The 22862-nt window shown below is 47.8% G+C and carries 23 protein-coding genes; 12 read left to right on the forward strand and 11 right to left on the reverse strand.

The window, feature by feature from the left end; translation table 11 throughout:
* Positions 1–8 precede the first annotated feature (8 nt).
* From ABZR88_RS19405 to ABZR88_RS19420, 4 genes are read left to right on the forward strand one after another with little or no spacing between them, the layout of a single operon-like run.
* Complete coding sequence (locus ABZR88_RS19405) at positions 9–962, forward strand: ABC transporter ATP-binding protein (RefSeq protein ID WP_107827614.1); 954 nt, start codon at positions 9–11, stop codon at positions 960–962.
* On the forward strand, positions 955–2523 hold the full coding sequence (locus ABZR88_RS19410) for an ABC transporter permease/substrate-binding protein (RefSeq protein ID WP_107827615.1): 1569 nt from the start codon (positions 955–957) through the stop codon (positions 2521–2523). Before ABZR88_RS19405 ends, ABZR88_RS19410 begins: the two co-directional genes overlap by 8 nt.
* Positions 2524–3672 carry an ergothioneine biosynthesis protein EgtB gene (gene egtB / locus ABZR88_RS19415; protein WP_107827616.1) on the forward strand — a complete coding sequence of 383 codons (1149 nt, stop codon included), beginning with the start codon at positions 2524–2526 and terminating at the stop codon, positions 3670–3672.
* 33 nt (positions 3673–3705) lie between these two features.
* On the forward strand, positions 3706–4674 hold the full coding sequence (locus ABZR88_RS19420; RefSeq protein ID WP_245917002.1) for an L-histidine N(alpha)-methyltransferase: 969 nt from the start codon (positions 3706–3708) through the stop codon (positions 4672–4674).
* Positions 4675–4878: 204 nt separating this feature from the next.
* Here ABZR88_RS19420 and ABZR88_RS19425 read toward each other — a convergent pair whose 3' ends face one another.
* The 5 genes from ABZR88_RS19425 to ABZR88_RS19445 all read right to left on the reverse strand — a co-directional run bounded on the left by ABZR88_RS19425 (position 4879) and on the right by ABZR88_RS19445 (position 9459).
* The gene (locus ABZR88_RS19425) at positions 4879–6456 is read right to left on the reverse strand and encodes a hypothetical protein (protein ID WP_107827618.1); all 1578 of its coding nucleotides are present in this window, start codon (positions 6454–6456) and stop codon (positions 4879–4881) included.
* Positions 6453–7034 (reverse strand): RNA polymerase sigma factor, encoded by a 582-nt coding sequence (locus ABZR88_RS19430; RefSeq protein ID WP_107827619.1) that lies wholly within the window; start codon positions 7032–7034, stop codon positions 6453–6455. Before ABZR88_RS19430 ends, ABZR88_RS19425 begins: the two co-directional genes overlap by 4 nt.
* Positions 7035–7182: 148 nt before the next feature.
* Positions 7183–7995, reverse strand: coding sequence for a class I SAM-dependent methyltransferase (locus ABZR88_RS19435; protein ID WP_107827620.1), 813 nt, complete (start codon positions 7993–7995; stop codon positions 7183–7185).
* Entirely contained in the window at positions 7995–8219 is a 225-nt protein-coding gene (locus tag ABZR88_RS19440; RefSeq protein ID WP_107827621.1) for a hypothetical protein, read from the reverse strand. The genes ABZR88_RS19435 and ABZR88_RS19440 overlap by 1 nt, the downstream gene beginning before the upstream one ends.
* A gap of 250 nt (positions 8220–8469) precedes the next feature.
* Complete coding sequence (locus tag ABZR88_RS19445) at positions 8470–9459, reverse strand: hypothetical protein (RefSeq protein WP_107827622.1); 990 nt, start codon at positions 9457–9459, stop codon at positions 8470–8472.
* A 55-nt stretch (positions 9460–9514) separates the two neighbouring features.
* Here ABZR88_RS19445 and ABZR88_RS19450 point away from each other — a divergent pair, with 55 nt between their 5' ends.
* Positions 9515–10528: a dipeptide epimerase gene (locus tag ABZR88_RS19450; protein WP_107827623.1), complete on the forward strand. Its 1014-nt coding sequence runs from the start codon at positions 9515–9517 to the stop codon at positions 10526–10528.
* Between the two features lie 307 nt (positions 10529–10835).
* On the opposite strand, the gene ABZR88_RS19455 is transcribed toward ABZR88_RS19450, so the two are convergent.
* Both ABZR88_RS19455 and ABZR88_RS19460 read right to left on the reverse strand, forming a co-directional pair.
* Positions 10836–11441 (reverse strand): methyltransferase domain-containing protein, encoded by a 606-nt coding sequence (locus ABZR88_RS19455; RefSeq protein ID WP_107827625.1) that lies wholly within the window; start codon positions 11439–11441, stop codon positions 10836–10838.
* Positions 11442–11603: 162 nt separating this feature from the next.
* The gene (locus ABZR88_RS19460; RefSeq protein ID WP_107827626.1) at positions 11604–13094 is read right to left on the reverse strand and encodes a YfcC family protein; all 1491 of its coding nucleotides are present in this window, start codon (positions 13092–13094) and stop codon (positions 11604–11606) included.
* 174 nt (positions 13095–13268) lie between these two features.
* Here ABZR88_RS19460 and fabF point away from each other — a divergent pair, with 174 nt between their 5' ends.
* Positions 13269–14507: a beta-ketoacyl-ACP synthase II gene (gene fabF, locus ABZR88_RS19465; protein WP_107827627.1), complete on the forward strand. Its 1239-nt coding sequence runs from the start codon at positions 13269–13271 to the stop codon at positions 14505–14507.
* A gap of 181 nt (positions 14508–14688) precedes the next feature.
* Here fabF and ABZR88_RS19470 read toward each other — a convergent pair whose 3' ends face one another.
* Entirely contained in the window at positions 14689–15807 is a 1119-nt protein-coding gene (locus ABZR88_RS19470; protein ID WP_107827628.1) for a metallophosphoesterase, read from the reverse strand.
* A 238-nt stretch (positions 15808–16045) separates the two neighbouring features.
* Between ABZR88_RS19470 and ABZR88_RS19475 the strand changes: the two genes are divergently transcribed.
* The 6 genes from ABZR88_RS19475 to ABZR88_RS19500 all read left to right on the forward strand — a co-directional run bounded on the left by ABZR88_RS19475 (position 16046) and on the right by ABZR88_RS19500 (position 20516).
* Entirely contained in the window at positions 16046–16537 is a 492-nt protein-coding gene (locus ABZR88_RS19475) for a hypothetical protein (protein WP_107827629.1), read from the forward strand.
* A gap of 68 nt (positions 16538–16605) precedes the next feature.
* Positions 16606–17274, forward strand: coding sequence for a hypothetical protein (locus ABZR88_RS19480; RefSeq protein WP_107827630.1), 669 nt, complete (start codon positions 16606–16608; stop codon positions 17272–17274).
* Positions 17241–18068, forward strand: coding sequence for a sensor histidine kinase (locus ABZR88_RS19485; RefSeq protein WP_107827631.1), 828 nt, complete (start codon positions 17241–17243; stop codon positions 18066–18068). The genes ABZR88_RS19480 and ABZR88_RS19485 overlap by 34 nt, the downstream gene beginning before the upstream one ends.
* A complete protein-coding gene (locus tag ABZR88_RS19490; RefSeq protein ID WP_107827632.1) occupies positions 18040–18675 on the forward strand; it encodes a response regulator transcription factor in 636 nt (211 codons plus the stop codon). The genes ABZR88_RS19485 and ABZR88_RS19490 overlap by 29 nt, the downstream gene beginning before the upstream one ends.
* Positions 18676–18705: 30 nt before the next feature.
* Positions 18706–19776, forward strand: coding sequence for a PA0069 family radical SAM protein (locus tag ABZR88_RS19495; protein ID WP_107827633.1), 1071 nt, complete (start codon positions 18706–18708; stop codon positions 19774–19776).
* A gap of 71 nt (positions 19777–19847) precedes the next feature.
* Positions 19848–20516, forward strand: a complete 669-nt coding sequence (locus tag ABZR88_RS19500) for a hypothetical protein (protein WP_107827634.1) — start codon at positions 19848–19850, stop codon at positions 20514–20516.
* Between the two features lie 57 nt (positions 20517–20573).
* On the opposite strand, the gene ABZR88_RS19505 is transcribed toward ABZR88_RS19500, so the two are convergent.
* The 3 genes from ABZR88_RS19505 to ABZR88_RS19515 form a co-directional block, all read right to left on the reverse strand.
* The gene (locus ABZR88_RS19505) at positions 20574–21107 is read right to left on the reverse strand and encodes a carboxymuconolactone decarboxylase family protein (protein WP_107827635.1); all 534 of its coding nucleotides are present in this window, start codon (positions 21105–21107) and stop codon (positions 20574–20576) included.
* Positions 21108–21521: 414 nt separating this feature from the next.
* The gene (locus ABZR88_RS19510; RefSeq protein ID WP_107827636.1) at positions 21522–22394 is read right to left on the reverse strand and encodes a helix-turn-helix domain-containing protein; all 873 of its coding nucleotides are present in this window, start codon (positions 22392–22394) and stop codon (positions 21522–21524) included.
* Between the two features lie 44 nt (positions 22395–22438).
* A complete protein-coding gene (locus ABZR88_RS19515) occupies positions 22439–22858 on the reverse strand; it encodes a nuclear transport factor 2 family protein (protein ID WP_107827637.1) in 420 nt (139 codons plus the stop codon).
* Between the last annotated feature and the right edge of the window lie 4 nt (positions 22859–22862).

Consider the following 22862-nt stretch of genomic DNA (forward strand, 5'->3'; position numbering starts at 1 on the left):
CGCACACGATGATTAAAGTTAGCCAGCTGAGCAAACATTTCGGGACGGTTAAGGCGGTGGATGATATTAGTTTTGAGGTTCGCGAAGGCGAAACCCTGGCCCTGCTGGGCACCAGCGGCTGCGGCAAAACCACCACGCTTAAAACGCTGAACCGGCTGATAGAACCATCGGCAGGCACCATTGAAATTGCCGGACAAAATATACTGCAACAACAGCCCGAAACCCTGCGCCGCAGCATGGGCTACGTTTTGCAAAACACCGGGTTATTCCCGCACTATACTATTGCAGAAAACATTGCCGTTGTACCCCAACTGCAGGGCTGGGACAAAACAAAAACCGATGCCCGCGCCCGCGAGCTGATGGAGAAACTACACCTCTCCCCAGATCTGCTTTCGGCCTATCCTCGTCAACTGAGTGGCGGGCAACAACAACGCGTGGGGCTGGCCCGCGCCCTGGCTGCTGATCCACCGATTTTACTGATGGACGAACCTTTCGGCGCGCTGGACAACGTTACGCGCACCAAAATTCAGGCTGAGTTTAAACAGCTGGACGAGCTGACCCGCAAAACCATCATCATGGTAACGCACGATGTGCAGGAGGCTTTTGACCTGGCCGACCGCATTTGCCTGATGGACAAGGGCCGTATTGTACAACTGGGCGCCCCTGCCGATCTGCTTTTTAAACCAGCCAACACGTTTGTAAAAGAGTTTCTGGCCGGCCAGCAAATGCAACTGGAATTAAGGACCACCAACATCAATAACCTATGGGAGCTATTGCCAGATGTACCTGCCCTCTCCGCAGCGTTTATGCCCAAAAGCACTACAGTTTGGGCACTGATGGAGATTCTGAAAAATCAACCGGCTATCAGCTTTCAAAAAAACAAGCAGGTTAAAACCATCAACTTTGAGCAGCTCATGAGCGCGTTCTATCAGTACCGCAAAGGAGGCTATAGCCATGAATGAGCAGCAACAAACCCTGTGGGGCTTTATGAGCGAGCAAAGCGATAAGCTGCTCAGCCAAACGCTGGAACATATCGGCCTCACGTTTATCTCACTCCTCATCGCCGTGCTGATTGGCTTGCCTCTGGGTATTTTAATTGCGCGCAGGCAGCGTCTGTCGGGCCCGGTGCTGGGCGTGGCGGGCATCTTGCAAACCATCCCCAGTATTGCCCTGCTGGGCTTTATGATCCCGGTGCTGGGTATCGGCCCAAAACCTGCCATTGCGGCGTTGTTTATTTATGCGCTGCTACCCATCATCCGCAATACCTATACGGGCATTTTAGGGGTCGATGCAGCTATTGCAGAGGCCGCCACGGCCATGGGCATGAGTAAGCGCCAAAGACTATTAAAAGTAGAGTTACCGCTGGCTATGCCGGTCATATTAGCCGGCATCCGTACCGCCACGGTTATTAACGTGGGCGTTGCTACGCTGGCCTCCTACATTGCCGCCGGTGGTTTAGGCGAGTTTATCTTCGGAGGCATCTCGCTCAACAACACCAATATGATTCTGGCAGGAGCCATTCCGGCCGCGCTACTGGCTATTATTTTTGATTTCCTGCTATCGCGACTGCAAAAGATCAACCTGAAGAAAATTAAAACCGCTACTGCCACCTCCGCCTTGCTACTGCTTTTTGCATCGTTCTACTTCATCCCCTCTGCCTATGGCGGCAAACTTACCGCCGGTTTTACACCGGAGTTTATGGGGCGACAAGACGGCAACTTAGGCCTTCATTCGGTTTATGGACTAAAACTCCACACCATTGTCATCAGCGATGCCGTGATGTACAAAGCGGCCTATCAAAAGGCGCTGGATGTAATTAGCGGGTACTCTACCGACGGTCGCCTGAAGGCTTTTAATCTTATCGTGTTGAAAGATGATAAAAACATTTTTCCACCATACTATGCTGCGCCCATTGTGCGCGATGATGCATTGAAACATTTTCATCAATTAGAAAAAACACTCAATCTACTATCGGGCCACATCAATGATTCGGTAATGACCGAATTAAATTACCGTACCGATTACCTGCACCAAACACCCGAACGTGTGGCTAAAGATTTCCTGGCAGCACAGGGACTTTACAAACCTTCGCGCAACGGACATAGCGGCACGGTACGCATCGGCTCCAAAATTTTTGGCGAGCAATACATCCTGGCCAATATGTACAGCATGCTGATTAAGGGCAATACCGATTATGACGTATCGGTAAAAAGCGGATTGGGCGGCACGCTCATTTGCTTCAATGCCATCAATAACAACCAGATTGATTTTTACCCTGAATATACCGGCACCGGCTTGCTGGCCATTCTGCAGCCGGATGCGAAAACTGTCACTCGGCTGACAACAAATAAAGATTCGACTTATAACTTCGTGAAAACCGAGTTTGAAAAACGCTATCACATCAGTTGGTTAAAACCCATTGGGTTCAATAATTCGTATGCATTAATGATGCGCCAAAAACAGAGCGATGATTTGCGTGTTAAAACAATTACAGAACTAAAGAACTACCTGGATAGGAAATAAATGGACCTGATTGACTGTTACAGGGCGGTGCGCCGTCATACTGAAAGCATTTGCAGTCACCTGCAAACCGAGGACTACGTTGTGCAGCCCGTGGCAGATGTGAGCCCACCTAAATGGCATCTGGGCCATACCACCTGGTTTTTTGAGACCTTTATTTTGAAGCCATACCTGATGGGCTACCAGGAGTATGATGCTGATTATAACTTCGTTTTCAACAGTTATTATGAATCGGTCGGCGCGCGGGTAATCCGCACAGATCGAGGAAATCTGAGCCGACCCTCTGTACAAGACATTTACCGCTATCGCGAGCATGTAGATAAAGCCATGGAAAGCTTCCTTTGCGCAGAGCCATCTGCCGAAGTAAAAGAGCTACTCATCCTTGGCTTTAACCATGAGCAGCAACACCAGGAGTTGTTGTATACCGATATCAAATATATCCTGGGCAACAACCCGCTGTTTCCTGCTTATGATAGACAATATCTATCACCAAAGGCAGATCATATAGACGGTGCGTGGATCAAGACCAACGAAGGCATTTATGAAGTAGGCCATCAGGGCGAAGGCTTTTGTTTTGACAACGAATTGAACCGCCACAAGGTGTATCTGAACGCTTTTGAGATCAGTCCGAACCTGGTTACCAATGCCGAGTATCTGGAGTTTGTCAACGCAGGCGGCTACCAGGATTTCCGTCACTGGCACATGGAAGGCTGGGCCTGGGTAAATGACCAGAAGGTTGAAGCCCCCATGTACTGGTACCAGATTGATGGCGAGTGGCACCACTACACCTATCACGGCCTGGAACCCGTACGCCCGCATGAGCCGGTTTGCCATATCAGCTATTACGAGGCTTACGCCTATGCCCAATGGCGCGGCCTGCGCCTGCCTACCGAGTTTGAGTGGGAAGTGGCAGCAACGCAATTTAAATGGGGCAAGGCCTGGGAGTGGACCGAAAGCGCGTACCTGCCCTACCCCGGTTTTGTAAAAGCGCCCGGCGCCATTGGCGAGTATAACGGCAAATTTATGGTGAACCAAAAAGTGCTGCGCGGCGCATCAGAAGTTACACCGCCGGGACACGAACGCATCACCTACCGCAACTTTTTCCACCCGCATTTGCGATGGCAGTTTACGGGAATCAGACTAGCCAAATAAACACACACCACCATCAAACTTATGGAAGTATTAATGAGAACCCGCAGAGTTGAACATACCGACAGAACGCAGTTTTTTGACGACACCGTCAATGGCTTGCAGTCTGTGCCCAAGCATCTCGACTCTAAATATTTTTATGATGCAGAGGGCGACAAGCTCTTTCAGCAGATTATGGATTGTGACGAGTATTACCTCACCAACTGCGAAATGGAGATCTTTACCCAGCAAACAGAAACGCTGGCCAATGTGGTGATGGATGGCAGCGCGTTCGATCTGATTGAATTGGGCGCCGGCGATGCCACCAAAAGCAGTCACCTGCTGCGTGAGTTACTGCGCCAGCAGGCAGAGTTTACCTACATGCCCATAGATATCTCGAGTCATATCATTTCTCATTTGAACGCCACGCTGCCGCTCTCGTTGCCTGGTCTGAAAATAAAAGGACTGAATGGCGAGTATTTCCACATGCTCAGTAAGGCGGCTAAAATATCAAACCGCCGCAAGGTGGTGCTGTTTATGGGTGCCAACATAGGCAATATGCCTCCCGCAAGTGCGCTGCACTTTTGCCAGGAAATGCGCAAACACCTCTCGCCCGGAGACATGGTGGTGATTGGCTTCGACCTGAAAAAAAATCCGGAAACAGTCTTGGCTGCTTATAATGATAAAAGTGGCATCACCAAACGTTTCAACCTCAACCTGCTTACCCGCATTAACCGCGAACTAGGTGCCGATTTCAATCTGAATTGCTTTAAACACTACGCCACTTACGATCCGGAAAGCGGCGCCTGTAAAAGCTACCTCATCAGCCTGAAAGAACAAACCGTGCGCATTCCCGATGGACCAACCATCAGCTTTGACGAGAACGAGTATATCTCCATGGAAATCTCTCAGAAATACACACTGGCACAAGCGGCAGATTTTGCCACCCAGTCTGGCTTTGAGCCGTTATTGAATTTTACCGATAGCAAAGAGTGGTTTATTGACGCGGTTTGGGTAGCGGAGTGAGTGACAACTGCTGAAGAATTTGAAAAAGGGGTGTCACCCTGAGCCTGTCGAAGGGCGCGTGAAGGCCTGAGCGTAAAACAAGACACGAAGCTGGGCCTGCGCACATGTTTAGACAGGCTCAACATGACACCCGTTTTGTTTGTATACTACACCAAAAAACTCCTGCACTTAGAATACCGGGCTAAACTTTAATTTAAATCGTTTCTAATCGCCCTCTTCCCTTCGCTTATTCAATTTAAACCCTATAGTCAACTGCAATTGATTGCCACCCGATGTATAGCTCCCCAAATCAGAGCTTACTTTCTGTGGCTTCAAAGGATGCAGGTAGGTCGCTTCAAACAAAAAGCGATTATAATGTAGCGCCACCCCGGCCGAGATTCCGAAATTAATTTTAGCCTCATATTTAGTACCTCCCAACGTGTTCATGGTTTTGGCAAAATAGGCGCTGTCTTTACGAATAGTGTCCGGACTAAGCTTGCTGCTACCCCTGGCTTGCCTGATAGGCAAACTGACCACACCCCCGGCCTTGATCCGCAGATTTTCCGTAGCCTTATATTCAAGGTAAACCGGTATCTGGGCACTATATACCGTTCGCGAATCATTAATGGTAAGTATTTTGGGCAAGGTATCTTTCTTACTCTCGTTTTTGTGGGTATAACTACCATTCAATTTCTGCGGATTAAACAAGCGCACCTGCGCGTTGATAGCCCACCTGCTCCGCACATCAAAACTCACAAAAGCGCCTGGTGAAATATCGCCCAGGCCAGATGCTCCCGGTAAGCCTGTGCCAATCAACAGGCCCCAATCAACATTTGTGGGTGTTGATTGTCCCGAGCCTGGGGTTTTAATTGACTTCACTTTGGGCTCTTTTATTTTTGAAACCTTTAGCTTACTTAACCGGCCCAATGGCCTTGTTGTCAAAATTAAGTTAGGCGCGGCACCGGATATCGGTACATCTCTCCAACCCATAAACGACGAACTTACTGTACGCCAATCATCCGGTTGAGCAACCAATGGTTGCCATGCAGCAGACGGATCATTAAGTAAGCCACCTTGTACACCATTACTGTTTGCTGTTGCCCCTCCCGATCCATCGGCTGCTTTGCCTTGCCTATCATTGTCTTTAGTACCGTAAGCTGCAGATTGATAACCGGCTATCTGCCCGCCAGGCTGCATATAGTTTATTCCATTTACCTGACGGTGATGTCCACCCGGCGATGCCTGTATGCCGGCTTGATGTACCGATGATGGGCCCCCAACCAAAACAGATGTTTGCCCCGCGCTTGAAGCATTAGTTTGGCCAACACTATTGGTTACAACAAGACGCTTACCGCCAGCAACCATCACCGCATTAACCTGCCCTGTTGAACCATTCGCCGAAGCGGTATTCACATTGACGTTAGCAGTATCTGTATGCGCTGATACACTATTGTCCGGATTCTGTATCTGGGCTGTTTGTACAGAGTCAAGCTGACGCTGATTGGTCATCGGCTCAATCACTTTAACACTATCGTGCTGTTTCTTATCTTTTAGCTTAGGCGAAGCATGATGCACCGCAACATAAACCAGCGCAGCCACGCCCGGCGTTAGCAAAGCAGCAGTAATAGTTTTAAAGCCTGTTCCTTTTAAAAATTTGAGAGCAGATGACGGCGGATGTGTTACCGGCAGGTGCTGATTCAGCATCTGCTGCATCTGTACCCAGTCGGCCGCAGCGTCGGTGTTTACCGGCAGCTCATCGCGTTTCTTTTGCCAAAGTTTAAGGTATTGCGTTAAGCTTTTCATTTCTCACTCCTTTCTTTTGGCTTACCGGCGTTTTGATCTGCTTTTTGGAGCAGCACCCGTAGTTTACTTTTTGCTTCGGCTAAGTGCCACCTTGATGTTCCTTCGCTAATATTAAGTTGTTCGCTAATCTCTTTATGACTAAACCCGTCAATTACAGATAGGTTAAAAACGGTTTGCGTGGCATAGGGCAGCGTACGGACCTGCGTCAGTATATCTGCAAATTGCAACCGTTCTAATGCTTCAGGAGGGATAAAAAAATCGTCGGTATCCAGCGGCTGGTCGTCTATCCGTTCAAACTTCAGCTCCTGTCTAAACAGGTCTATGGCTGTATAGATCATAATCTTGCGGATCCAGCCGCCCAGTTCACCTTTCCGGATATCAAAGCTGCGGATAGATTGAAACACCTTCAAAAAACCGGCATTGAAGGCCTCACGGGCCAGGCCATCATCGGGCAGGTAGTTCAAACATACGCGCAGCATATCGGCATAGAAGAGTTTGTACAGCTCTTCCTGTGCTTTGCGATCGTTGTCGATACATCCTTTTACCAGCTTCTCGAGGCGCTTTCCGGAAATGTTCATTCGTTAGATAAGGCTCTGTAAAGATACCCTGAAAACCGCACTTCGCAGAAAGCAGAACAAACGTTGGGTAGAAACAAAAAAAAATTAGCCCGCAAAACAATTGCAGATCAAGCAGACAGATCAGGAAAGGAGCCAGGCCGATACTATCTCATTTTCTTAAAACATAATACACACTATGCGGCGCAATGCGCTTTAAGCGGCGGGTGGCATGATACTGTAAATTCCAGGCCGATAGTTTAGACAGCAAACGATCAGCCTGTAAATAAACCTTAAACGTATAAATGGGCAATTTAAATACCCTACCCCAGGCACGTTGCACAAAGGCTGTCATGGTAAAGCACAGGCCTTCGTTGAGCACTTTCAGGTTCAAATCACTAATCATATTACGAAAAAGCGACAAGGGAATACCACGCTCGTTCGGGGTTAGTCCGGCTCGCGGCTGCCGCCAATCGCCCATAGAAACCACCGGCTCGCGCAGCAGTATAAAGCCGCCTGGTTTAGTTACCCTGCAAAGCTCTGCCAATACAAAAGACACATTGGGGATGTGGTGCAGCGTACCAAAGCAGGTAACCAGATCAAAATAACCATCGGGATAATCTATTTTGCCTGAAACAGCCGGGGCACTGTACACCGGCTTTAATGTGCCAATTTGTGCCGACCGCAAATTTCCAGATGGTTCGATGATATACAGGCTATCAATGCGGTCAATAATCGGATGGAACTCGTGCCCCCAGGCTGCGCCCAAACCCAGCACATTTTTAAACCGTTGGCCACCCAGGTACCGATAGCCATACATGCAATTGAGTGCGTGGTAGGTGTAACGGTATGTGGAGGCGTCTTTACTGCCCAGATCAGCATAAGCCTCGCGCTCGGCATCGTACCAATGTTGTATTTGCTGAGGCGTAAAATCGTCGCCATAAATGCAGCTACCGTTTAGGCAGGCTTCTATCAGGGCCTGCATTATTGCTGTCTAAAACTGTTCCCGTAATAATCTGTAGGCAGCACAGTGGCAAACCCGGGCTGATCGGCAATAAAAACATGCTTTGTTTTACCACAACGCCCGCAGGTACAAGTGGTTCTATACTCACCAACGGCAAAGTTTAACTGCGGCCAGCTGTGGCGACAGAATAATTGTTGATAGCGCTTTAAGCGTGGGTTGAGGTTTAAATGCAGTGCGATGTTCATGGTTTAGCAATTGGAATTATACTCCTACTTCTAAAAATGAACGCGAAACGTTGGGTGGGGGGGGGGGGAGAATTTATTTAAAGGTGAGATTTATAATTTCTGTCATTGCGAGGAACAGCGCGGGCTGTGCGTGAGAGTGACGAAGCAATCTCGTCGCTCGCTTAAACTAGCGACGAGATTGCTTCGTCGTGCCCCCTCATTTCCTCGCTACTCCTCGCAATGACAAAGTTTTAATTCAGGCGGGTCTAGTTTACCTTTCCAACTCAATCTGCGCTGCCGGCACAAAATCACCATTTATATCCTGCAAATAGCTCATTGGTTTTTCCGGGTTTTTAATGATCTCCAGCAACAGAAAACCCCAGCGTTTCCAGAAGTTTTCCAGAACCTGACCGTAAATTTTATTCTGCCACTCGTCAAACAGGGGTTTACCGCTGGTACCGCGCAGAGGCATGGCCTCCAGGTACAGGTGATCATTTACCGGCAGCTGGTTATACTCCGGCAGACGGTTAAACAGATAGGCCGAGTAAAAAACACGGGCACAGAACTCTTCAAACTGAATAGGGTGCAGTGTTGAAGCGCCTATGCGCTCTGTGATATTTTGATGATAGCGTGCGTTAGCGCCGTTATCCTGCAGACAGATCATCAGGCCAAAATCGCGCATGCGGATGGAGAACACCAGCGTATTGATCTCATCGCGATACACAAAATCATTCTCTGCATTATTTACCGGAAACAGGAACAAACTGTATGGTTTAAACTCATCAAAACTGATAGGTTGATTGATGCTCTGCAGCATCAAATGCAGCGTACTGAACTTGTGGATGATAGATTGCGACATGCTGAATTGCTCGCCCTGCGCATGTTGCATTTTAATACCGGCCTGCAGTTCGTTAAAGATCAATCCGTACAAGAAGCGTCCGGCCCACTGAAATATTTTCAGCTCGTCCAGTTGCTTAACAGCTTCATAGCCACTTTTAAAAGCCGCAGAAACTTCGGCCTCCAATGGTGCCAGAAACTGATTATTGATGGCCGCCGCACAAGGCAGCTTCAAGTCTTTATAAGTAACAATGCTTTCGTCAAGCAGCTTAAACGGCTTCTCTTCCAGATCAAACTCCGTCATGAACCATTGAGGGAAAACCTGGATGCGCTCTTCGGTCGAGCTGAGTTCCTGCCCTGTTAAAAAACAAAAGCGATTGCTAAAATTAAAAACATTGAACGGATTGTATGTGTTTACCGGCATAGTCGGCAAAGATAAGCATTGATTTTGGCTGAAAATTTTAGCTTTGAATTTTAACATGAAACTGACGTATCGCCCATATCAGCTGGAGTTGAAGCACCGCTTCACCATATCGGGGTTCTCGCGCACCTCTACCCCACTTATGTTTATTGAACTGGAGCATGAAGGGCAGACAGGCTATGGCGAGGCCAGCATGGTGCCCTACATGGGCGAAAGCCACGCCAGCGCCGAAGCATTCCTAAAACAAGTGAATGTTGCTCAACTGGAGTTTCCGTTTGATTATGCGGCTATTACCCAATACCTTGATAACATTGCCCCCGGCAATCCTGCTATTAAGGCGGCTATAGATATTGCCCTGCATGATCTGGATGGCAAGCTGCAAAACAAGCCCTGCTGGCAGTTAATCGGGGCAAACCCATTGCTGATGCCTGTCACCAGTATCACCATTGGCATTGACACGCCAGAAGTACTGCGCCAAAAAGTACAGGAAGCCGATGCCTGCAAAGTGATCAAAGTAAAACTAGGCAGCGCCAACGATCAGGAATTGATCAACACCGTACGCAGCATGACCAACAAACCGCTGTATGCCGATGCTAACCAAGGCTGGACAGACCGGCAACAGGCGCTTGATCTTACCCACTGGCTGCACGGGCAAGGCGTTGAACTGATAGAACAGCCTTTTAAACGTGATGACCGCGACAGTAACGCCTGGCTCTCTGCCCGCAGCCCTATCCCCATTCTGGGTGATGAGGCCGTACAACGCCTGGGCGATGTTGATAAAGCCGCCGGGATCTACAACGGCATTAACGTAAAACTGATGAAATCTGCCGGGATGCACGAGGCCTTGCTGATGATACAAAAAGCCCGCGCCCTGGACATGAAAATACTGATTGGCTGCATGAGCGAAACCAGCTGTGCCACCCTGGCCGCCGCCGCCCTGGCCCCCTTATGTGATTGGGCCGATCTGGACGGACCATTTCTTACTGCCAACAACCCGTTTCAAGACCCGGAATTTAAAGATGGAAAATGGATATTGAGTGATGCTGCCGGGTTGGGCTTAATTACCCGTTAATGCCTACATGCTATTTTCCAACCTGTTAACTAATAAGAAATCAGGCAACTGTATTGCATATGTTACACTAGGCGTATATATTTGTTATACCCTAATAAACTATTGCCCCATGAGTGTTTCAACCACATCTGGTGTTGCGCAGCATAAACAGCATCGCGCATTGCCTACGTGTTCTAAATGCAAAAAAGAGTTTGACAGCCGCATACCCCGCGGTATTGTTGTAAAAATATTGCTTCCCTGGTTGCCGTTAAAGCATTATGTGTGCCTTCGCTGCGACATTACCAAATACAAATTCTGAGACAGATGCTTACCGGCGCATCAGCACAGTAAAATCTTCGTCGGCATAGTCATCTTTTAAAACAACGTTTTTGCTTAACGTGCGGCAAAACCGCGCAATAACAGCTGGGTTATAGGCACGCAAAACGCCCTCGGCCGATACACTGCGCAGCAGGTTAAATGCCAGTCCACGACCGGCCGACTTGTACAGTTTCTCTATCGCCTCAAAAATATAACCGGGATTTCCGCTGCTGTAGTTGAGCGAGCCACATACCAGAATATAATGGGCTTCAGGCAAGGCCCGCGTCATAAAGTTGGCCGAAAAAAAAGTGGTATTGGGCAAATCGCCGTAGCGCTCGGTAGCTTTATCCAGCAACTCGGGCATCATCTCAATACCGTAATAATGCTTCATTTGGGGGTATTTTTCCAGCAGAAACGGCAACAGATCTGCATGGCCGCAACCTGCATCTATCACCGTGCAGCCGTTCAGGTCGGCAATCGCGGCCAGCTCTTTAAAGCGCAGCAATTGATGTTCAGGCTCGCGCCAGCCAAGTGCACCGGTGCCTTTATTGCCGTGTTTTTCAATCATGGCCCGGTGATAAGCAAAAAGGGCACCGCTATCGTTGAGGGAAGTCATAGCGCAAAGATGCGAAATACATTACACCTTCTTGATGTCATCCCGACCATCGGGAGGGATCTTTTCGAAGCGATAAACCTCGATGCGAAATGCCGCATGTCTGGAAAGTTCCCACACTATCATTCGGGATGACATCCGGTTTAAAAAAAAGCAGCGTGGAAATTACCCCATCGCTACCCCGCCTATCAAAAACACCAGGCAGATTACCGAGATAATTAACATCAGTGGCCACACAAAACGCAACCACACCTTTACGTTAACGTTGGCCATTGCCAGACTGGGCAGCATCAGGCCGGTTGGCGTAATAAAACTCATCACCCCCATGCCGTAGAGGTAGGCATTCACAATCTCGCGCGAGGGCACGCCCACAATTACCGCCAGCGAACCAAAGATCGGCATGGTCAAAACCGCCATACCCGATGACGACGGAATGAACAGCGTAAACACGTTGAACATCACAAACATCACCACAATAAACACCACCGGCGACATATGGCCCACCGCTCCGGCGGCGTAGTAAAGTATGGTATCGCTAATCTGTCCATCGTTCAAAACCAATGTGACGGCACGCGCCACACCGATGATAAAGCAAACCGACAGCATCCCCTCAGCACCCTTGATAAATTCTTTTATAAAAACACCTTCTTTAATACGCCAGATGATCGCCACTAAAACGGCCGAGACCATGAACAGGGCCGACATCTCGGCCAGCCACCAACCGGCAAAAATCACCCCGTAGATCATCACGCCGAATGTGAGGGCGAACAAGCCAAGCAACAAGCGTTGCTTAATAGTCAAGCTCCCAGCCTCGTCTACATCAATCATGGGGTATAAAGATTCTACCTTGCCCTGCAACTGGTAAACCAGCGAAGCGGCTGGATCTTTTTTTACTTTCTGTGCGTAGCGAACAATATAGATGATCAATACAGTGGACAGGATAACGAACAATGCAATACGGGCAGTAATACCATCTGTCCAACTGATTCCGGCTGCATTTGATGCGATGATGGTTGCGAACGGATTGGAGAACGACGCGATATTACCGATACTCGTACCGCCATAAATCACCGCCACGGGCACCAGCAGATCATACCCTGCGGCCAGGAACAGCGGCACCAGCACCGGGTAGAACATCACGCCTTCCTCGGCCATGCCATAAGATGCGCCTCCGCAGGAGAATAGAAATCCTAGAATAACCAGCAACCAGGCTTCTCGCCCTTTCATGGTATGCGACAGGCTGCGGATGCCCTGCTCCATTGCCCCCGTGAGCTGAAACACCTGCATAAAGCCACCAATGAACAGCACAAACAGCACAATATCAATGGTATCATAAATGCCCTTCACCGGCGATTGCGCCACACTCACCAGCCCCTGATGATTGGCCGGCAAATGGTGGTAAGTACCAGGCACAGCCACGGGCTTACGGATATCGTTCTTAAACTTTTGCAGCGGGATGCGGATATGCAGGCTATCCAACGTATGCTGAGTAAACGGCAAGATTTTGGCACCCTTTGGGGTGGTCATGCTAAACGCATTATCGGCATAACTGAGTTTATTATACTCGCCTGACGGTAGTACCCAGGTGCAAATGGCCGCCAGGATAATAATGATAACCAGAATAGTGATAGGCGATGGTATTTTGCGTTTAGCCATAAAATGAAGGTAGGGATTTTAGGTGATGGTTCATAGTTGATGGATCACGGCCGATAGTGGACAACAGTGCGTTGGTCATGATTTTGTCTACTTAAAGTCATGTGTGTCAAATTTTTTATATGAACTATGAACCATCAACCATGAACATCCCTACCTTTGCGCAAATTTTTTAGAATGAAAAGAGTTGTTATTACAGGTATGGGCGTGGTTGCGCCAAACGGAAACAATATCATCGACTTCTGGGACAACGTGGTAAACGGTCGCAGTGCAGCGGCGCCTATCGTTCGTTTCAATGCCGAGCATTTTAAAACCCGTTTTGCATCGCAGATCAGCAATTTTGATCCTACCCTGCACCTGGAACGTAATGATATTAAGCGCGGCGACTTGTATACCCAGTATGCGCTGGTAGCCGCCGGCCAGGCCATTGCCGATTCTGGTTTTGACCTGAGCAGCATGTCGCCTTTTGATGTGGGTGTTATCTTCGGCTCGGCACAAGGTGGCATGGAAACCTTTGAGCAGCAACTGCGGGAGTATGATGCTACAGACCATGCGCCGCACTTCAATCCGTTTTTTATCCCCAAAACGCTCATTAACATGGCGTCGGGTCTTATCTCCATAAAATATGGTTTTATGGGCGTTAACTTTACTACGGTTACCGCCTGCGCCAGCTCTAACACAGCTATTATGGAGGCCTTGAACTATATCCGCTTCGGCAAAGCCAAGGTGATTATAACAGGCGGTTCTGATGCACCGGTAACCGAAGCCTCTATTGGTGGCTACAATGCACTGAAAGCTCTTTCTACCCGCAACGATGACCCAACAGCGGCTTCGCGTCCGTTTGATGTAGATCGCGATGGTTTTGTGATGGGCGAAGGTGCCGGTGTTTTGGTGTTAGAAGAGTACGAACACGCCCGTGCACGCGGCGCAAAAATTTATGCCGAGGTAGCTGGCGCCGCCATGACATCTGATGCTTACCACATTACCGCTACACACCCTGAAGGTTTGGGCGCTATCCACGCTATGAAATCAGCCCTGCATGATGCCGGCTTGAATAAAGAAGATATTGGCTTCCTTAATGCGCACGCTACCTCAACCCCTGTGGGCGATTTGAGCGAAGCTAAAGGCATCCACGCAGTATATGGCGATAGCAAGCACTTGTTTGTAAGTGCCAGCAAATCAATTACTGGGCACCTGTTAGGCGCCGCCGGTGCTATTGAAGCCATTATTGCGGTTAAAACCATTACCGATGGCGTGATTCCGCCTACCATCAACACCCATACCATCGACCCGAATATCCCCGCCGGCTTACAAATTGTTACCGGCGATGCACTGGAGCATCCGGTTAATGCAGCCATGAGCAACACGTTTGGCTTTGGCGGACACAATGGAGTTGTGGTACTGAAGAAGATTTAATTTAACTGCGGTAGAGATACAAAAAAAGCGCCGATGCAGCAGCACCGGCGCTTTTTTATTGATGTTACCCCTAATAACATGAGGTATCTTTCCGATCATGCGTCCCGGCATTGCATGGTGGCTTATCGCTTCGAAAAGACCCCTCCCGTTTGCCCAGGGGTGAAAAGGGTAATTTTTATAATTAGAACGGTTGATATAGTGATTCTGGTGTGGCCTGCATCAAATCTTCCAGTCTGCACTCTTCTAACACCTTTCGCTCGGGCAAACGGTGTTTAACATATTTCCACCTGATCAGGCGTATATAACCCGCCTCCAGTTCCATACCGGTAATGTCGCCATCATCAAAACAGCAGCAGCCGGTGTTAAAGTAGCAGGGCTTGTAATCTTTAAAAGCCATTACGCTATCACCGGCAGCGTGGCGTTTGGCTATCAGGCGCTCAATCTCTTCTACGCGTTTGGTATCGTCGGTCATCTTGGCACGGTCCAGCTCGGCATACAACTTTTCAATATGCGTGAGCGATTTAAATACCGGCTGATGCGTGTGCCCGGTAATCAACAACAAATCATTTTGTTTGCGGCTCCACTCATACATCATCTGGTTATGGGCAGTTTTCAACTCAAAGTTATTAGCCGGCGTGTTCGGGTTAATGCGGAGGTAAGCCTGCACCGGCCCCCAGATGTTTGACACGAACCACTTGCTGAACCAGTTGCCATCACTTTGCTGATCGCCCTGGTGGCCGTGCGTCATGTAGATATCCAGCTTTTTTCCGCTAACATTGGCACGCAACAAAACGCCTTCATATATCTTTATCTTCTGCTGGTAGATCTGCTGTAGGTTCATCGTCGCCAGCGGGCTGTTATCCCAATACAGGTCATGGTTGCCAAACACTTTGGTAAAGGCATGTCGGTTTAAAAAAGTGCGCTCTTTATCAAACGTAGCCTTGTTGTGTTTTTGCACTTGCGCCAGGGTGTTTTCCCATAGCTCTTCACTATCGCCCAGGTTAATGTAATGAAACTGATTTTTGTTGTAATAAGTAAGCGCCGCCAGGTAGTTGCTTTCGGCTCCGGCAAAATCATCGGCATCATTGCGGGCCCCTTTATGCTGATCAGACAGGATCACAAATTTTTGTTTAGCCAGATCAATATCCATCACACAGCCACGTTTACCGGGCTCTTCCAATATAGAGTGATATAACGAGGTGAGCGAACTGAAAACCCGGACACGGTCTGGCCTTGCCGAATATTTTTCAGACAACCTTATGATGGTCTTCTTCAATAAGCGTTGCAGCAGTTTGCGCATATTAGTCAAACATTTAAAAGGCAGAAAAGTGTTTATCTGCTAGTTAACCCTATTTAAAGTGCGTGGCAGCTGTATGAGGCTCAGCGCTTCTGCACCTCTACAAAAATCGGCATACAGAAAGTGCTGAAAGGCAGGCTAATCACCATAATATTTACCGTGAAAAAACGGGGTGTTCAATATCAATACAGAATATTATTTTTATTGCAATTATTAACCCTAAAAAAACCTTTTAAAACCCATGTCTCAACCCTCAACTAACGGCCGGACGAACAATCACGTTAAACGCAGCCAGCTGCAAAAACTAGTAGATAACTATTACAAAACCATGAAAAAGGTTGACGTAGACGGCAACGTGCGCGACCTGGACCGCGAGAAAGATGCGCGCGCCATCTGGTTCAAAAAATCTGATATCGACAAACTGTTTGCAGACCATAACTGTACGGCAGAAAACAATGATGAGTTTGGCCTGCGCATATACTTTGGCGTGTATGGCCACGGCATACTGGATGGTGTACCAGACAGGTACCATAACCAGCAAACTGCAGTGCTGGTTGCTACCCGTCAGAACGGCCGCATTATGGATAAGGATATTCTACATAACGACGAGGATGCCCTGGGCGCAGATGGTAAAGGCGATATGGATCCATTGCCGGATGACGGTTCTGGCACCGGCCGCAACCATGGCAAACTTTGCCCGCCAGATACGGATTGTGGCAGCGGCATCAATTAATAAAAATATACCAGCAATGCCTGTTACTCTTTAGTGGGTGGCAGGCATTTACTTATATTTAAGGCAGCATGGGTCTATTATTTACCATTAAATACGCTTATTTCTGGTTTGAAGCTTTAGCACTGATAGCTTGCGCCTTGTGCATACCCAAGTTTAATAGTATGCGTTACCGGGCGTTTTTGCTATACCTTACTATTATCGTTACTTATGAACTGGCCTCCATCTTTAATTGGGGGTTCACTAACGGCAATAATTTATTTGATGTTTGTATCGAGGTTTCGTTCGAGTTTGTCTTTTTTAGCTATTTCATCATATCCGGTAATGCTAATGTACCCCAGCGGCGCTTATTTACACTGATATCTGCAGCCATATTTGTCTTTACCGTTATTGATATTTACTGGATACAAGGCGTTAATAAGCTTTGTACCTATGCCATACTGTTGCAATATCTGTGGCTTATTGTGTTGGTATGCCAATTCTTTTTCCGCAAAATGCAGCAATTTCAATCAGATGTATCGTTGGCACGCCAGCCTGATTTTTGGGCACATACCGGGTTGTTGTTCTACTTTTTATGCCAGTTTTTGTTCTTTGCGGCGTTTACAACCATGGCCTATAAAAAAATACATCATTTCTCGCTCTTATCTAATGTAATTTTAGGCGTTTCTATCGTAATATTGTATTCCTGCTTAGCAGTTTCCTTTTTATGTTTCAGGCGGACGACGAAGTTATTATCATAGTAATTGCCGGCACTATTATGCTGCTGCTGCTGGGTATTTTTATCATCAGCTTTTTGTTTTTTTATCAAAATAAGCATAACCTGCACATTGCCGAACAGGAACAGCTCAGGGCCGCTTACAGTCAGGAAATGCTTACTACCCGCCTGGAGGTGCAGGAGCAAACACTTAACCACATTAGCCAGGAGCTGCATGATAATATTGGCCAGGTACTCTCTTTCATCAAACTAAATCTGGGTACAACCGGTAGTTTGGAAGAAAAAGTTAAACAGAAAAAGATTGACGAAAGCCGCGATCTACTCTCACAGGTAATTGCAGATCTGCGCAGCCTGGCCAAAAGCCTCAGCTTTCAGCAAATTGTGGAGCATGGCCTGCTCAAAGCCATCAATACCGAGGTTGACCGCGTTAATAAAAGCGGCCTGCTCACTATAGACATCCAGGCAAGCGGCGAGCCCTACTCATTAGGCGAACAGCGCGAGCTGGTATTATTCCGCATCTTTCAGGAAGGGTTAAACAATACCTTGAAATATGCACATGCGCGTAAACTCTCAATCAGGCTGATGTACGCGCCCGAACTATTTAATTTAACGATTGCTGACGACGGTGTGGGCTTTTCTACCGATACCACGAAGAACCAGCATGGCTCCGGACTAAAAAATATGGAAAGTCGCGCTGCCTTGATTGGCGCCACCTTTGAACTGAACAGCGTTCCCGGCAACGGTAGTACCATAAGCGTTGAAATAGACCCCAATAAAGAACTGATTGCAAATGGCCAATATTCCCATAGCGCTGGTTGATGACCATCGCCTTTTTCGCAGCGGCATAGCCTCGCTCATTAATGATTTTAACGGTTTTTCCGTGCTGTTTGAGGCCGGCAATGGCGAAGAGCTACAAAACAAGCTCACCCCCAAAGTGCGCCCGCGAATTATTTTGCTTGACATTAACATGCCCGTGATGGACGGTATGGCCACCGCCCGCTGGCTACAGGATAAACATCCGGATATTGCCGTTATCATCCTTTCTATGTTTGGTGATGCCGAGAAGGTTTTAGAGATGGTAAAGATGGGTGTAAAAGGTTATCTGCTGAAAGATGCCGAGCCACACGAGTTTGAGCAGGCACTGCAAAAGGTGTCGCAAGATGAAGTTTACTACCCCGAGTTTGTTACCCGCGCCCTCATTAACAACTATAACCGCGAGCCTGAATTAATCAAGCTAAACGCTCGCGAATTAGAATTTTTAAAACTGGCCGGCACCGAAATGACCTACAAGGAAATTGCCGACGAGATGTGCATCAGCGCCCGTACGGTTGATGGCTACCGCGATCAGCTGTTTGAAAAACTGCAGATCAAAAGCCGCGTAGGGTTGGTTTTGTACGCCATAAAAAATAAGCTGATCAGTTTGTGATTTGCTAAATAATTTAGCAAATTTGTCTTCATGTCGCATGAGGATAATCCTGATTTTTTTAAGGGACGCGGGGCGCAGGTTAATACCCATAACAAGTTTTTACAGCAAAAATATGTGCTTGACCACATAGAGGGTTTAGACGAGCCCATGCTGGAAAATTCGGCTACGCAGCTGTTTGAGGAAACGCCTAAAAAGATTGTAAGCGAAAGCAACAGTCCGGATCTGAGCCACATGTACTCCATTAATCCCTACCAGGGCTGCGAGCATGGCTGTATTTACTGCTATGCCCGCAACAGTCATGAGTATTATGGCTTTAGTGCCGGGCTTGATTTTGAGCGTAAGATCATTGTAAAACGTAACGCGCCCGAGCTGCTGGAACAATATTTTAACAGGAAGAACTATCGACCGGTTACCATCCTCCTTTCTGGCAATACCGATTGTTATCAACCCATTGAGCGCAAACTGCAAATTACCCGCAACCTGCTGCAAGTGTTTTTAAAATACCGCAACCCGGTAAGCATCATCACCAAAAACAACCTCATCCTGCGCGATGTGGACGTTATTGGCGAGCTGGCCCGCCTCAACCTCATCAACGTTAATGTTTCTATTACTTCGCTTAATGAGCAGATACGGCACAAGCTGGAACCCCGTACGGTTACGGCAGGCGGTAGGTTGAGCGTTATCCAAAAGCTATCAGACATTGGCGTACCCGTGCGGGTAATGGCCGCCCCCATCATCCCCGGACTAAACAGCAACGAGGTGCCCGACATTATCAAAGCCGCTGCAGACCGCGGTGCACGCGGCGCTGGCTTTACCATGGTGCGCCTGAACGGCAGTATAGCCGAAATTTTTACCGACTGGGTGCACAAAGCCTTCCCCGATAGAGCCGAGAAAATCCTGAACCAGATCCGGTCTGTGCATGATGGCAACCTGAATGATAGCCAATACGGTCGCCGGATGAGTGGCGAGGGGCAGGTGGCCCAATCCATCCACCAACTGTTCCGCATGGCAGTAACCCGCTTTATGGGCGACCGGGAAATGCCCGACCTGGATCACTCATTATTTATACCGAAGAGCGGGAGGCAGACGAGTTTGTTTTGAGAGGGGGCATGGCGTTTGTTAAATCGTCTCAGCCTGTTTATCTTTAGGTATCTAAACTTTATATCGCTTTTATGTATTGGCTACCCATTATAGCTTTATGGACTTTCCCAATTCTGTCGATCATCGCTATCAGAATCACAGAAAAAGATCGCCAACTAAAGAACAGTATCTTCCGCACCGTTATCGGCCTTGCTTCCGCCATTGCTTTGTTTTGGAGTCTTGGTATTTGCACCAGATGGCAGATCCTAAATTATGCGTTGGCGGCTATTCTATATCTCGGTATATGGTTTGTTTTGTGGATCTGGGTGTTGATCAAGACCCCATGGATAAAAGCATTTGGCATACTGGCAATGATCGTAGCTGTAGCGGCCAGCTATCTGATGGGCCCATTTTGGTTCATTTTTGATGAGTCACCAAAAACCATATTAAAAATTGACAGCCGTTTTATTTATCGCGAGTACCCGATGGGATTTGCAACTACCTCTGGGGGAGTTAGAGTTGAAGTGAGTAAAATACATGCTCTATTTTTCGAGCGGGAAATATTCAGCAAAGAGTATATAGCCCCATCTGCACGTAGTGTACCTGCCCGAACCATCTGCGATCCGCATATCAATCACTCACCTTCTTTTGAAGCGTATTCGTTTAAGCCACATTTTGATCGGCAAAAAAAACAACTGATACTGGTCGAAGAAAGCCTAGAACCTAAGAACGACACACTTTACCTTGATAAAGTATATTAAACACAAAAGCCCGCTCTTGGCAGAGCAGGCATCATCATCATCTATCAACCACCAATATTAAATCTGTGGAATTGCAGGCCAGTCTACCGGTACATCACTCAGGGCATACAGGTAGTTGGTAATCATTTTATCACCAATGGCGTTTACCACATCTACCAGGTTACCTTCGTTATAGCCTGCGGCGTAAAAGTTTTCTAATGTCTGGGCATCAGCATGACCTTTATTTTCGGTAGCGCTTTTTACAAATTTTACCAGCGCATCCAGTTTATCGTCAAAAGAGGCACCGCCTCTGCGTATCTCAATAATCTGCTCATCGGTAAAGCCTTGCAGTTTAGCAATGGCGGTGTGAGCGCTCAAACAGTACAAACATTCGTTCACCTGGCTCACTATCAGGTTTACTGCTTCGCGCTCTTTAGCACGAAGTGATGATTTACCGCTTGAGAAAGTGAGGTAATTAGCTAAACCGGTTTCTGAGTTGGCAAACGCAGCATACAGGTTTGGCACGCGACCGACAGCTTTGGTCAGATTATCGAATATAGCCTGGTTAGCAGGTGAAACTTGTTCTTTGGTAGGGATTGGGAAGGTTTTCATTTTTGTATGTTTTATTTATGTCTGATTGATTTAACGATACAAAGTTGCGCTGAAAACGAACGCCGGAGAATGGCAGGATTTCCCGAAGAAGAGGATGAATTTCCCGATGGTGGGTTATTGATGGTTCTGTGGCATCAAATAACTATAAAAGGCCATGCTGAGTAGTAGAATCCCGGCGGTGGGACTATGAAGGTGAAATAACAAACGAGAGGGCTGTCAGTCTGAGCTTGTCGAAGACTCGCGCGGAGAGGCCCACCCACCATGCTTCGACGGGGCTCAGCATGACATCCTTTTTTAACATGTCATGCCGAGCCCCGTCGAAGCATCTCTGAGGACGGTCCTTTTCGGCTTGGCTTCAGAGATACTTCGCTATCGCTCAGTATGACAGGTGTGTAAAAGATTTTGATTGTATTATCAGGCCGTCTGTTGATACGGCGTCATAGTTGGAAGCAGCTTCTTAAAATCAGATGTGGTATATCCTGCGTGTTTCTTGAAAAACTTGCCGAAATGATTGGCGTCTTCAAAGCCCAGATCGTAAGCTATTTCTTTGGAGGTTTTGTCGGTATAATACATGAGTCGTTTGGCTTCCATCATCACCCGTTCGTGTATTACCAGTTGCGGCGTTTTATGATTGTATAGGGCAAACAAATTAGAGAGCGTTTTGGGCGATTTAAATAGCTTGCCGGCGTAAAACTTTACCTGGTGCTCCGTTTTATAATGGTTTTCTACCAGCAGGTTAAATTTGCGCACAATCTCCAGCTTTTCTCCCGGCAGCTCTTCTTCTGTGACATACTGCTCGCGAGCCAGGCGGGTAGCAATGATGATGAGGCGCTTGAGGATCACCCGCATCATCTCACCCTGCACATGGTCTGCCGTTTGAAACTCGTCTTTAAAAACCTCCAACAGCAATTGAAATTTGTGCAGCAGTGCATCGTTCAGGTTGATAAAGAACCTCTGAGATGTGCCATAAAACAAAAAGCCTACACAGCTCACCTCCTGATCGTGATCTACAATGCAATAAAAATCGCGGTTAAATTGCCAGGCTACAATGGTAGATGGGGTTTCAAAATGAAAGGTCTCATTCACCATCAGGCACAACAAGGCATTGGCCGGAAAAATGTAGGCCACATTATCAATAGTCACGTGCTGGGCCGCTCCACGGTTCCAGGCAATGGTAAGCAGCTTGTCTTTACGGTCTTTGCCATAAAATACGCGATCGAACGTTGGTTCGTCATAAACCAATCGTAGCTGTGCGCCGGTTTGCGGGTCTTGATACTGATGAATCATGTGGCCGGTTAGTTGCTTGCAAAGATAAAAGACGGTTGCATCATTTACAGCCGTCTGTCGGTCTCGGCAATAGAGGCATCGTTAATGCTGGCGTAGCGGCGTTGCATATAACCATCGGCATCAAACTCCCACATCTCGTTGCCATAGCTGCGGTACCATTGGCCGGCGGCATCGTGCCACTCATACTCAAAGCGCACGGCAATACGGTTATCCGTAAAGCTCCAAAGCTCTTTTTTCAGTTTGTAATCCAGCTCTTTTTCCCATTTGTGCTGCAGAAACTGCTGTACTTCCTGGCGACCGTTAACAAATTCTGAGCGGTTGCGCCATTCTGTATCGATGGTGTAGGCCATTGATACTTTTTCTGGGTCGCGGGTGTTCCAGGCATCTTCTGCGGCTTGTACTTTTTGTGCGGCGGTTTGTGCGGTAAACGGCGGCAACGGATAACGTGGTGCTTGTGCTGACATTTTT

This window comes from Mucilaginibacter yixingensis (assembly GCF_041080815.1).
Taxonomy (GTDB): Bacteria; Bacteroidota; Bacteroidia; order Sphingobacteriales; family Sphingobacteriaceae; genus Mucilaginibacter; species Mucilaginibacter yixingensis.

Coding starts and splice junctions, on each gene's coding strand:
- ABZR88_RS19405 (WP_107827614.1), top strand. CDS start 9: ATGATTAAAGTTAGCCAGCTGAGCAAACATTTCGGGACGGTTAAGGCG.
- ABZR88_RS19410 (WP_107827615.1), top strand. CDS start 955: ATGAATGAGCAGCAACAAACCCTGTGGGGCTTTATGAGCGAGCAAAGC.
- egtB (WP_107827616.1), top strand. CDS start 2,524: ATGGACCTGATTGACTGTTACAGGGCGGTGCGCCGTCATACTGAAAGC.
- ABZR88_RS19420 (WP_245917002.1), top strand. CDS start 3,706: ATGAGAACCCGCAGAGTTGAACATACCGACAGAACGCAGTTTTTTGAC.
- ABZR88_RS19425 (WP_107827618.1), bottom strand. CDS start 6,456: ATGAAAAGCTTAACGCAATACCTTAAACTTTGGCAAAAGAAACGCGAT.
- ABZR88_RS19430 (WP_107827619.1), bottom strand. CDS start 7,034: ATGAACATTTCCGGAAAGCGCCTCGAGAAGCTGGTAAAAGGATGTATC.
- ABZR88_RS19435 (WP_107827620.1), bottom strand. CDS start 7,995: ATGCAGGCCCTGATAGAAGCCTGCCTAAACGGTAGCTGCATTTATGGC.
- ABZR88_RS19440 (WP_107827621.1), bottom strand. CDS start 8,219: ATGAACATCGCACTGCATTTAAACCTCAACCCACGCTTAAAGCGCTAT.
- ABZR88_RS19445 (WP_107827622.1), bottom strand. CDS start 9,459: ATGCCGGTAAACACATACAATCCGTTCAATGTTTTTAATTTTAGCAAT.
- ABZR88_RS19450 (WP_107827623.1), top strand. CDS start 9,515: ATGAAACTGACGTATCGCCCATATCAGCTGGAGTTGAAGCACCGCTTC.
- ABZR88_RS19455 (WP_107827625.1), bottom strand. CDS start 11,441: ATGACTTCCCTCAACGATAGCGGTGCCCTTTTTGCTTATCACCGGGCC.
- ABZR88_RS19460 (WP_107827626.1), bottom strand. CDS start 13,094: ATGGCTAAACGCAAAATACCATCGCCTATCACTATTCTGGTTATCATT.
- fabF (WP_107827627.1), top strand. CDS start 13,269: ATGAAAAGAGTTGTTATTACAGGTATGGGCGTGGTTGCGCCAAACGGA.
- ABZR88_RS19470 (WP_107827628.1), bottom strand. CDS start 15,807: ATGCGCAAACTGCTGCAACGCTTATTGAAGAAGACCATCATAAGGTTG.
- ABZR88_RS19475 (WP_107827629.1), top strand. CDS start 16,046: ATGTCTCAACCCTCAACTAACGGCCGGACGAACAATCACGTTAAACGC.
- ABZR88_RS19480 (WP_107827630.1), top strand. CDS start 16,606: ATGGGTCTATTATTTACCATTAAATACGCTTATTTCTGGTTTGAAGCT.
- ABZR88_RS19485 (WP_107827631.1), top strand. CDS start 17,241: ATGTTTCAGGCGGACGACGAAGTTATTATCATAGTAATTGCCGGCACT.
- ABZR88_RS19490 (WP_107827632.1), top strand. CDS start 18,040: ATGGCCAATATTCCCATAGCGCTGGTTGATGACCATCGCCTTTTTCGC.
- ABZR88_RS19495 (WP_107827633.1), top strand. CDS start 18,706: ATGTCGCATGAGGATAATCCTGATTTTTTTAAGGGACGCGGGGCGCAG.
- ABZR88_RS19500 (WP_107827634.1), top strand. CDS start 19,848: ATGTATTGGCTACCCATTATAGCTTTATGGACTTTCCCAATTCTGTCG.
- ABZR88_RS19505 (WP_107827635.1), bottom strand. CDS start 21,107: ATGAAAACCTTCCCAATCCCTACCAAAGAACAAGTTTCACCTGCTAAC.
- ABZR88_RS19510 (WP_107827636.1), bottom strand. CDS start 22,394: ATGATTCATCAGTATCAAGACCCGCAAACCGGCGCACAGCTACGATTG.
- ABZR88_RS19515 (WP_107827637.1), bottom strand. CDS start 22,858: ATGTCAGCACAAGCACCACGTTATCCGTTGCCGCCGTTTACCGCACAA.